This is a genomic window from Rathayibacter sp. AY1D2 (assembly GCF_002932695.1).
GTDB lineage: Bacteria > Actinomycetota > Actinomycetes > Actinomycetales > Microbacteriaceae > Rathayibacter.
Genome location: NZ_PSVX01000091.1, coordinates 1 through 10,911 on the forward strand (window position 1 = coordinate 1; position 10,911 = coordinate 10,911).

Below are 10,911 nucleotides of genomic sequence, written 5' to 3' on the forward strand. Positions count from 1 at the left end.
CGCCCGCCTGGAAGCGGCTCTCGGCGCCGAGCAGCTCGAAGAGACCGGCGATGTGCCGACGGCAGGTGCGCACGCTGAGGTCCAGCCGTGCCGCGAGCGCCTCGTCGGTGAGCCCGGCGGCGAGGCCCTGCAGGATCGACCGCTGCACCGCGGAGAGGGAGGGCTCCTCCTCGGCACCTGCCGCGTGCAGGGGCGCTGCGAACTCCCACGCCGCATCGAACACGCGCGCCAGGGTCGCCGCGAGCTCGGGGGAGCGGACGACCAGGGCGGCGCGGTCGTCCTCGTCGCGGGAGCGGGCGACGATCGCGAGGGAGCGGTCGAAGACCACCAGCCGGAAGGGCAGCGTCGGGAGGGTCCGGAACCGCGCGCCCAGCGGCTCGAGCTCCGCGACCGAGCGCCGGAGGGCCGCGTTGTCGCGGCGGCGGTCGTGGTACAGCGTCCGCCTCGCGATGCCGCGCCCGAGCAGCTCGCGGTCGACGGCGTCGCTCGCCTCGTGCCGCTCCACGCTGCTGGTGCCGGGAGCGGCGATCAGCACCTCCTCCGAGGCTCCGCGCTGCAGGTCGAGGAGCAGCCGGAGGACGGTCGCCGGGTCCTCGATCACCTCCACCTGCTCCGCGGCGGCGAGGGCACTGCGGGCGCTCCGGTAGGCGGGGACGAGGGCCATCAGCTCGCTGCGGCGGCGGGTGATCCCGGTCTGCAGCTCGAGGAGGCGCCGCTCGTCGTCGGCGATCAGCTCGGCCAGGGCGATGTCCGGTGCGGCCGTGGCGAGCGACTCCGCCCCCGCGTGCAGCGGAGCGAGCAGCCGGAGCCCGATCAGCTCGTCACGCGCCTCGCGGAGGCCGTCGACGGTGACGCCGAGCTCGTCCGACGCGCTCTCGAGAGACCAGTCTCCGCGCACGGACGCGTGCAGGTACAGCGCGATCGCGTTCTCGCTCAGCACCGGCGGCCCCCCGTTCTCCCGACCCTCCCGAGTGTAGGAGGCGCGCACTCAGCGCCGGCGCGCGAGAACCGCGACGACGGCGAGCTCACCGGCGAGGACCAGCGCTACCGCTCCGAACACGGCCGGGCCGACCAGCGCGGCGAGCGGAGTGAGACCGGCGTTCGCGAGGAGGGGGGCGAGGAGACCGATCACGACTCCGGTACGGCGGGCGGGGGGCTGCCGGCGGGCGACGGCGACGACGCTCAGCGAGGTCGCGGCGGCGGCGGCGAGCACGAGCAGGAGGACCGCCGCGGGGTGCGGCTCCCCGAGCAGGAGGAGCGCGGCCAGCGCGGCCCAGGCGAGGGCGCCTCCGGTGGCGACGGGGCCGAGGTGCGGGGTGGCGGCGGGTGCAGTGGCGGTCATGGTGCGTCCTCTCGTCGTGGTCCTCCGAGCCTCGCGGAGGCCCGTCGGCGGCACCAGATCAGCATCCGGGCACGGCAGCATCCGGACATGCGGAGGACCCCCGGCTCCGCGCGGGGCGGAGGGGCGGGGGCCCACGGGACGTCCGGGCAGGCTCCGGCCGTGGCAGCATCCGGTCAGCCGGCCTCGCGCAGCCTCCCGCCGGCGAGGTGGAGGCTGCGCTGCGCACGGCGCGACGGCAGAGTGGTGGGTGTCGTCGGCTCCTGCTCCCCGGGCGCCCGCTCTTCCCGGGGCGGTGCCCGCGGTCGTAGGCTCGCGCTCATCCGCAACGGGAGGGGCCGACGATGACCGCCACGAGAGAGACGTCCGCCCCGCCCGAGCTCAAGCGGGTGCTCGGCCCCAAGCTGCTGCTGCTGTTCGTGGTCGGCGACATCCTCGGGACCGGGATCTACGCCCTCACCGGGCAGGTCGCGGCCGAGGTGGGCGGGGCCGCGTGGCTCCCCTTCGTGATCGCGTTCGTCGTCGCCACGCTCACCGCCTGCTCCTACCTGGAGCTGGTGACGAAGTACCCGCAGGCGGCGGGCGCCGCGCTCTACGCGCACAAGGCGTTCGGGATCCACTTCGTCACGTTCCTCGTCTGCTTCACCGTGATGGCGAGCGGGATCACCTCGGCCTCCGCCGCATCGGGTGCCTTCGCGAGCAACTTCGCGATCGGGTTCGGCCTGGGGGACGGCGCGGGGACGCGGCTGAGCATCGCGCTGGTGTTCATGGTCTGCATCGCCCTGGTGAACCTGCGGGGCGTCGCCGAGAGCGTCGGGCTGAACGTGGTGCTCACCCTGATCGAGCTCTCGGGCCTGCTGCTGGTGATCTTCGTCTGCTTCTTCGCGGTGTTCGGCGGGCAGGCCGACTTCTCGCGGGTGGTCGCGTTCGAGGCGCCGGAGGACAAGTCGCTGCTGCTCGCGGTGAGCACCGCGACCTCGCTGGCGTTCTTCGCGATGGTCGGATTCGAGGACTCCGTGAACATGGCGGAGGAGACGAAGGAGCCCAGCCGCATCTTCCCGCGCGTGATGCTCACGGGTCTCGGCATCACCGCCGTGGTCTACGTGCTCGTGTCCACGCTCGCCGTCGCGATCGTCCCCGTGGGGGAGCTGGCCGGCAACGACACTCCGCTCGTCACGGTCGTCGAGGCCGCGGCGCCCGACTTCCCGATCTCGACGCTCCTGCCCTTCATCTCGCTCTTCGCCGTGGCCAACAGCGCGCTGATCAACATGATGATGGCCAGCCGCCTGCTCTACGGGATGAGCCGCCAGGGCGTGCTGCCGCCGTTCCTGCAGAACGTGCTGCGCGGACGGCGCACGCCGTGGGCCGCGATCCTCTTCACGACGGTGATCGCCCTGCTCCTCACCGCCTACGTGTCGCGCGACCCCTCCGACCCCATCGCGGTGCTGCTGGGCGGGACCACGTCGCTCCTCCTGCTGGCGGTCTTCGCCGTCGTCAACGTCTCCGTGCTGGTGCTGCGGCGGCAGCCGGTCGAGCACCGTCACTTCCGGACCCCCACCGTGCTGCCGGTGCTGGGCACGATCGCCTGCGTCTACCTGGTGCTGCCGATCACCTCGGGACGCGACACGGCCCAGTACGGGATCGCGGGGGTGCTGCTCGTGATCGGCGTCCTGCTCTGGGCGGCGACCTTCATCGACCGGCGGGTCCGCGGCTACGCGCGCACCGCGGCGATCGCTCCGGAGGAGCTCGACGCCGATCCCGCGGAGGACGCATCGGGAGCGCACAGCGACGGCATCGGCCGGTCATAGCCGATCCATAGGGAACTCCCGATACTGGAGTCATGAGCACCCCGGCCCCCTCGAAGCACCTCGCCCCCGCGCAGCGCACCCGCCTGAAGCGGGCCGACGGGACGTCGATCCGCGTCCTCGTCGTCGACGACGAGAGCACCCTCACCGACCTGCTCCAGATGGCTCTGCGCTACGAGGGCTGGGAGGTGCGCACCGCCGCCGAGGGCCGCGCCGCGATCACGATCACCCGCGAGTTCCGGCCCGACGTGATCGTGCTCGACGTGATGCTCCCCGACATCGACGGCCTCCAGGTCCTGCAGCGGGTCCGCGCGGACGGCAGCGAGACCCCGGTCCTCTTCCTCACCGCGAAGGACGCGCTCGACGACCGGATCGCCGGGCTCACCGCCGGCGGCGACGACTACGTCACCAAGCCCTTCTCCCTCGAGGAGCTGGTCGCCCGGATGCGCGGCCTCATCCGCCGCAGCACCCTGCTCGCCAACGACGCGGACGACCCCGAGGTCGTCGTGGGTGACCTGGTGCTGAACGAGGACAGCCACGAGGTCCGCCGGGGCGGCGACGAGATCGAGCTGACCGCCACCGAGTTCGAGCTGCTGCGCTTCCTGATGCGCAATCCGCGCCGCGTGCTCAGCAAGGCCCAGATCCTCGACCGGGTCTGGTCGTACGACTTCGGCGGCAAGTCGAGCGTGGTCGAGATCTACATCTCGTACCTGCGCAAGAAGATCGACGCCGGCCGCTCGCCGATGATCCACACCGTGCGCGGCGCCGGCTACCTCCTGAAGCCCGCCGACCAGTGAGCCGCACCGGCCGCCCGTCGCTCGGCGACTTCGCGACCCGCTCCGCCCTCCGCAGCTCCCGCCGCGGCCGGCGCGCGCCGTGGACTCTGCGGCGGCGGATGGTCGTCGCCGTGGTCGCGCTCGTCGCGGTGACGGCGGGCGTCGTGGGAGCGGTCAGCGTGCTCTCCGCCCGCTCGATCCTCTACGGCAGCACGGACGCGTCGCTCAGCCAGTCGGTCACGCGCCTCCAGGACTTCGACGGGCCGAGCCGCTTCGGCGGGTCGAGCGCGATCGAGCAGGCCACGACCTGCCCGAGCGGATCCTTCGGCGGCGGCCCGAGCCAGAACCTCAGCACCATCACCGCCGTCCAGGGCTCGGACGGCTCCTTCATCGGCGCCTACGTCGACGCCGACGGGGTCTGCCGGCAGTTCTCGGACCCGGCCGACTCGGTGCTCGCGGCGGCCGTCGCCGCAGGGGGCGAGGAGGCGACCATCGAGCTGCCCGGGAGCCTCGGGACCTACCGCGTCCGCGCGGCGGCGGTCGAGGGCTCCGTGGTCGTCGTCGGCGTCCCCCTGGGCGAGGTCGCCGAGACGCTCGCCTCCCTCACCTGGGTGGTCGTCGTGGTGGTGCTGCTGGCGATGCTGCTGGTCGCCCTCGTCGCCACCGCGATCATCCGCGTGGCCCTGCGGCCCCTGGAGCGGGTGGAGGCGACGGCGACCCGCGTGGCCGAGCTGCCGCTGGACCGCGGCGCCGTCGAGCTGGTCGAGCGGGTCCCGGAGGAGGACGCCGACACCCGCACCGAGGTCGGCCGGGTCGGCGCCGCCTTCAACCGCATGCTCGACCACGTCACCGGTGCGCTGGAATCGCGGCAGGCGAGCGAGGACAAGGTGCGGCAGTTCGTCGCCGACGCCTCGCACGAGCTGCGGACCCCCCTCGCGGCGATCCGCGGCTACGCGGAGCTGCCCCGGCGCGGCGGGACCGAGCTGCCGGAGTCGGCGGCCTACTCCCTCGATCGGATCGAGTCCGCCGCCACCCGGATGACCTCGCTGGTCGAGGACCTCCTCCTGCTCGCCCGCCTCGACGAGGGCCGCGACCTCGAGAAGGAGCCCGTCGACCTGACGCTGCTCGTGATCGAGGCGCTGTCGGACGCGCACGCCGCGGGCCCCGACCACGAGTGGGACCTCGAGCTCCCCGAGGAGCCGATCGAGATCCGCGGCGACGGCTTCCGGCTGCACCAGGTGGTCGCCAATCTGCTGCGGAACGCGACCGTGCACACGCCCCCCGGCACCCGGGTCGTGGCGGCGCTCGCCGAGGAGGTGTCGGAGGGGCGGCCGATCGCGGTCGTCACGGTCACCGATTCCGGCCCGGGCATCGCGCCGGAGCTGGTGCCGGTGCTGTTCGAGCGCTTCGCCCGCGGCGACTCCTCCCGAGCGCGCACGACCGGATCGACGGGGCTGGGCCTGGCGATCGTGGCGGCGGTCGTCGACGCCCACGGCGGGCGCGTCCTCGTCGCGTCCGAGCCGGGGCGCACGAGCTTCCGCGTCGAGCTGCCGGCGGGCTGAGGGCCGGGGCGGCGGTCTCCCGCCGCCCGCCCTACACCGAGACGCCCAGCCGGCGGCGCGCGTCGTCGAGGGTCCGCACCACGGCGACCACCTCGTCGAGCGGGTGCAGCGGCGACTCGGTGCGCCCCTCCGTCACGTACTGCGCGACGTGCAGCGCCTCCCAGGCTAGGCCCTCGCCGCCCTGGAGCGGCGTCTCGTCGATCCACGACCCGCTCTCGGAGCCGCGGGTGAGCGTCACGCCGCCCGGCGTCCAGAACGACGGGTGCACGTCGATCCGCCCCGCCCGCCCCGCGACGCTGGCCGCGTGGCGGGTGTCGGCCAGCACGGTCGAGGTGGCCACCGACTGCACCCCGTGCGCGTGGCTGCCGACGATCGTCGCGGTCGCGTCGACGCCGGTCGAGGTCATGCTGCCGGCGACGACGGTGCTCTGCGGGGTGCCCGCCACCATCGAGACGAAGGAGGAGGCGTAGACGCCGACGTCCAGCAGGCCGCCGCCCGCGAGCGCCGGGTCGAAGATCCGGCTGGAGGGGTCGAAGTCGAAGGCGGCGCCGAAGTCGGCCGAGACGACGGCGGGCGCGCCGACCGCCCCGTCGGCGAGCAGCTGCCGCACGACGTCCATGTGCGGCAGGTAGCGCATCCACATCGCCTCCATCGCGAACACTCCGGCGTCGCGCGCGGCGTGCACGATCATCTCGGCCTCGCCCGGGGTCGGCGCGAACGGCTTCTCGACCAGGATGTGCTTGCCCGCGGCGATGGCGAGCAGTGCCTGGCGGGCGTGTTCCGAGTGCGGGGAGGCGATGTAGACCACGTCGACCTCCGGATCCTCGACCACGGCCTCGTAGCCGGCCGAGGCCCGCTCGATCCCGAACCGGCTCGCGAACCGCTCCGCGCGCTCCAGCGAGCGGGAGCCCACCGAGACCACGCGCTGCCGGGTGTGCTTCTGCAGCGCCTCGACGAACGAGCCGGCGATCGAGCCGGGCGCGATCACCCCCCAGCGCAGGACGGGGGAGTCGAGGAGGGAGGGGAGTCGGGGCTCGGGGAGCGTCAGTGCCATGCGTCCACGCTAGGGCCCCGTGCCCGGCGGGGGCGAGGGGGTGCGCGGCGGTCCCCTAGGGTGTGACGGCACGCGCAGTCGCGGGCGGAGGAGGACGTCATGCCCGAGTGGTACACCCTGGGCGTCGTCGCCCTCGTGATCGTCGTGGTGGTCGTCGCGATCGTGCGCTTCCGGTTCAACCCGGTGCTGGCGCTGGCCGTGGGAGCCGCCGCGATCGGCCTGCTCACCGGGCTCGGCCCCGTCGACACCGTCTCCACGATGACCACCGGCTTCGGCGAGGTGATGATGGAGGCGGGCCTCCTGATCGGCTGGGGCGTGCTCATCGGCGCGATGCTCAACGAGATGGGCGCCGTCGTCCGGCTCGTCGAGGGCCTGCTGCGCGTCTTCGGCCGCCGCGGGATCCCCTACGCGCTGGGCCTCTCCTTCGCCACCTACCTGCAGACGATCTTCGTCGACGCGCTGATCGTGATCGCGGCCCCGCTCGCGCGCCGGATCGCGCCGCGGCTGGGGCGCGCGGGCACCGGCATCGTCGCCGTGACCTTCGCCGTCGGGCTCGAGACGGGCATCGTGATGATGGTGCCCGGCTTCGCCGCGGTCGCGCTCGCGGGGCTGCTCGGAGTGCCGCTGGGCGTGATGATGCTCGGCGGATTCGCGGTGGTGGCGCCGACGGTCGTGGTCACGATCCTGCTGATGTCGCTCGCGTTCCGCCTCGGCTTCTGGGACCCGGCGCGCGACGAGCAGCTGGTCGTGCGCGACGACACGACCGGGCTCGCGACGGTGGGAGCGTCGCCCGATGCGGACGGCGGACGGCTGCCGTCGTTCGGCGCGCGGGGGCGCGGCGGGGCGTCCTCGGGCGGAGCCGGAGCGGTGTCGGGCGGCTCGTCCGGCTCGTCCGTCGAGGACGCGGCGGGTCCCGCTGAGGCGCAGGACGCCCACGCCGCCCGCGAGCGCCCGCTCCTGCTCCTCTTCGCGCCCATGCTCCTCGCCCTCCTGCTCATCGCCGCGCAGGCGGTGCTCACCGTCTCCGGGATCGAGCTGCCGGTGCTGCAGTTCCTCGGGAACCCCGTCATCGCGCTCCTCCTCGCCGTGATCGGCACCGGAGTGGTCGGCCGGTCCACCGTGGGAACCGCGCGGATGGAGAAGGCGGTCGCCAAGGGCTTCCAGGACGGCGGGCAGATCTTCCTGCTCACCGGCGTCGGCGGGGCGCTCGCCGCGGTGATCGCGCAGGGCGACCTCGGCGAGATCCTGAAGGGCTACTTCTCGACCTCGGCGACCGCGCCGCTGCTGCTCGTCTGGGTGATGGCGGCCGTGCTGCACATCGCGGTCGGCTCGGTCACGCTCTCGGCGATCACGGCGGCCGGAGTCGTCGCGCCGGTCGCCGCGACACTCGGCCTCGACCCTCTGCTGATCGCGCTCGCCGCGGGCTCCGGCGCGCTGTTCTGCATCCACGTCACCTCGAACACCTTCTGGCTGCTGCAGAGCTTCCTCGGCCAGTCGGTCCGCGGCGCCCTCAAGTCCGTGACCGTCGGCGTCTCCCTCGCCTCCGTCCTCGCGCTCGGCGCCACGCTCGTCCTCTCCCTCTTCCTCTGACCGGGCCCTCCTTCCTCCTCTCGCCGGATGCCACTCGGGCACTCGAGTCGCCGGGCGAGGCGTACCGAGGAGGCATCTCGCGGAGGTGACCCGGCCGACACGTGACGGAAACATGGAGCCTCTATCTTCCTGAGAGGGTTCACATCCGATTCGGAGATCCAGACGCCGACGGGGGCCCGATCCGTTCCGTCACGCCTCGACAAGGGAAGAACTCCGCTTGAGATCTCGAACCGCCCTCGCCTCCGGATGCGCCGCGCTCGCGCTCGCCGCCGGCGGTCTCCTGGTCGCCCCGCCGGCGACCGCCACGACCGCAGCACCCGCCGACTACACCCGCGTGGACATCGTGCGTCCGCCGTCCGCTCCGATCGCGGTGCCGACCAGCTACCCGCAGCAGACCCCGCTGACCGAGGTGCCCGTCGACCCGACCGACGCCTCGCTCCTGCGCGGAGTCACCCCCTACGACGCCATCGCGCCGCAGCTGAACGCGCTCGCCGCCCGCTCCGACCGGGTCTCGACCCAGGTGGTCGGGAAGTCCGGCCTCGGCCGCGAGATCTACCTGGTCACCGTCACCGCCCCCGAGACCGAGGCCGAGACGGCGCAGCAGGCCGAGTGGCGCGACCGGCTCAAGTACGAGCCCGCCGCCGCGGCCGCCGACGCCGAGCTGATGGACGGCTACAAGGTGCCGGTCTGGTTCAACGGCAACATCCACGGCAACGAGTGGGAGGGCAGCGACGCGATCCTCGAGTACATCGAGGGCGTCGCCACCGCCGAGGACGCGGAGACCGAGGCGCTGCTCGAGGGCAACCGCCTCTACTTCACCGTCACCAACAACCCCGACGGCCGCGCCCTCGGCCAGCGCGCCGTCGCCGCGGGCTACGACCCGAACCGCGACATGATCACCGGAGCCACCAGCGAGGCGGCCGTGATCCGCGACCTCTCGAGCGTGCTCCAGCCCACGTACTTCATCGACATCCACGGCTACACCGGGATCCTCCAGGTCGAGCCCTGCGGCCCGCCGCACGGCGAGAACTACGAGTACGACCTCTTCCTCCCGCACGCCTACGCGACCGCGCTCGAGATCGAGCGCCGCGTCGTCGAGGCCGACGTGCCCGGCAACACCTACCTCGCCGAGGACGGCAGCGCCACCACGGACAACACCGGGAAGATCCTCATCCCCTACCGCGACATCCGCGCGGGCTGGGACGACTGGCCTCCCATCTTCGCCCCGCAGTACGTCGCCTTCCAGGGCGCGATCACCAACACGGTGGAGCTTCCGCTCGGCCGCACGGCCAACAGCACTCCGGAGGAGATCGCCCAGGGCCAGGCCAACGCGGACATCGACGTCGAGGTCGCCGGGATCGTCATGGACGCCTCCGTCGACTACATCGAGGCCAACCGCGACGCGCTCCTGAGCAACCAGGTCGCCATCTTCGAGCGCGGCGTCACCGGCGCCCCCGCCGTCGAGATCCCCGCCGACGTCTCCGCGGCCGACCTGCCCGCGGGCGTGCCGACCGAGTGGACCGAGATCTGGGACGAGACCGACGTCTACACGACCGAGTACCCGCGCGCCTACGTCATCCCCGTCGACGGCACACAGCGCTCCGTCTCGGACGCCGAGACACTCGTCGCGCAGCTGCTCGCCCACGGAGTCGAGGTGTCGCGGACCACGGCCGCCACGAGCGTCGGAGGAGTCTCCTACCCCGCGGGCACCTACCTGGTCGACATGCACCAGTCGGTCCGCGGCCTCGCCAACGTCCTCCTCGCCGACGGCAGCGACATCTCGAGCCGCGTGCCCGAGATGTACGACGTCTCGGCCTGGAGCCTCTCGCTCCTCTGGGGCGCCGACGTGCAGGCGATCGGCTCCACCACCGACGCCCTCCCGGCCGTCGGCCTGGAGCCGGTGACCGCCGTGGCTCCGGTCGGCTCCGTCCCGGCAGGCGCCGACTACCTCGCCTTCGAGCCGCGCGGCGTCCTGGAGTACCAGGCCGTCAACGCGCTGCTGGCCGACGGCGTCGCCCTCGAGCAGTTCGAGGACGGCACGATCGCCCTCCGTGCAGACGCCGCCGGGCTCGCGGCCGCCGAGGGAGCCGCCGCCGCCTTCGGCGTCGACTTCACGGCGACCACCGCCGACCGCGTGCGCGCCGAGGACGGGAAGGCGCTCGACGCCCTCCGCGTCGCCTACTCCGGCACGAACGAGGACCGCGACGCGCTGGCCAAGCTCGGCTTCGCCGACGCGGTCGCCGTCGACGCGGCCGCGCTCACCGCGGGCACCGCGACCCTCGAGGGCGCAGACGTGCTCTACGTGGGACGCGCCCTCTCCTTCACCGCGGAGCAGGCCGTGGGCCGCATCGTGGTCGAGGAGTTCCTCGCGGCGGGCGGCGACGTCGTCGGCCGCGGTGGCGCTGGAGCGGCCTTCGTGTCCGACTTCGGCCTGGCCGAGCTGACCGCGCAGACCGGCACCAGCGGCTCCAACGGCATCGTCTCGGTCGAGACGCCCGCCGGCGGAGTCCTGGGCGACTACCCGCAGGACACCGCGTTCGTCTCGCCGGCACTGTGGTTCGCCGGTTTCGACGAGTCGGTCGCGGTCGAGCAGAGCTACTCGGAGAACGGCACGTTCGTCGCCGGGCACTGGGTCGACTCCGAGGGTCAGTCCCGGAGCGACGCGGCCGGGCAGGCCTCGGCCGTCTCGTTCTCGACGGAGTCGGGCACCGAGGGCTTCCTCTTCGGCACCTCGCCGGTGTTCCGCAACCACCCGGTCGGAGCGTTCAGCGACGTCGCCCGGGCG

General features: G+C 73.3%; 8 protein-coding genes. 5 read left to right on the plus strand and 3 right to left on the minus strand.

Annotated elements, in window-relative coordinates; translation table 11 throughout:
• Positions 1–940: LuxR C-terminal-related transcriptional regulator (locus C5D04_RS16680; RefSeq protein ID WP_104348059.1), on the minus strand; the 940-nt coding region annotated here is incomplete at its 3' end.
• A 48-nt stretch (positions 941–988) separates the two neighbouring features.
• Positions 989–1,342, minus strand: a complete 354-nt coding sequence (locus C5D04_RS16685; protein ID WP_104266762.1) for a hypothetical protein — start codon at positions 1,340–1,342, stop codon at positions 989–991.
• A gap of 341 nt (positions 1,343–1,683) precedes the next feature.
• On the opposite strand from C5D04_RS16685, the gene C5D04_RS16690 reads away from it, so the two are divergent.
• The 3 genes from C5D04_RS16690 to C5D04_RS16700 are packed head-to-tail and all read left to right on the plus strand — an operon-like array spanning position 1,684 to position 5,482.
• Positions 1,684–3,147 (plus strand): APC family permease, encoded by a 1,464-nt coding sequence (locus C5D04_RS16690; protein ID WP_104247764.1) that lies wholly within the window; start codon positions 1,684–1,686, stop codon positions 3,145–3,147.
• Positions 3,148–3,179: 32 nt separating this feature from the next.
• Positions 3,180–3,941 carry a response regulator transcription factor gene (locus C5D04_RS16695; RefSeq protein WP_104348060.1) on the plus strand — a complete coding sequence of 254 codons (762 nt, stop codon included), beginning with the start codon at positions 3,180–3,182 and terminating at the stop codon, positions 3,939–3,941.
• Positions 3,938–5,482, plus strand: a complete 1,545-nt coding sequence (locus C5D04_RS16700) for a cell wall metabolism sensor histidine kinase WalK (protein ID WP_219812137.1) — start codon at positions 3,938–3,940, stop codon at positions 5,480–5,482. The genes C5D04_RS16695 and C5D04_RS16700 overlap by 4 nt, the downstream gene beginning before the upstream one ends.
• 31 nt (positions 5,483–5,513) lie before the next feature.
• On the opposite strand, the gene C5D04_RS16705 is transcribed toward C5D04_RS16700, so the two are convergent.
• Complete coding sequence (locus C5D04_RS16705) at positions 5,514–6,536, minus strand: Gfo/Idh/MocA family protein (RefSeq protein WP_104223651.1); 1,023 nt, start codon at positions 6,534–6,536, stop codon at positions 5,514–5,516.
• Between the two features lie 99 nt (positions 6,537–6,635).
• On the opposite strand from C5D04_RS16705, the gene C5D04_RS16710 reads away from it, so the two are divergent.
• Together C5D04_RS16710 and C5D04_RS16715 are read left to right on the plus strand one after the other, a co-directional pair.
• Entirely contained in the window at positions 6,636–8,126 is a 1,491-nt protein-coding gene (locus C5D04_RS16710; protein WP_104337726.1) for a GntP family permease, read from the plus strand.
• Between the two features lie 217 nt (positions 8,127–8,343).
• Positions 8,344–10,911 (plus strand): M14 family zinc carboxypeptidase (locus C5D04_RS16715; protein WP_104348061.1); only part of this gene is annotated, 2,568 nt, incomplete at its 3' end.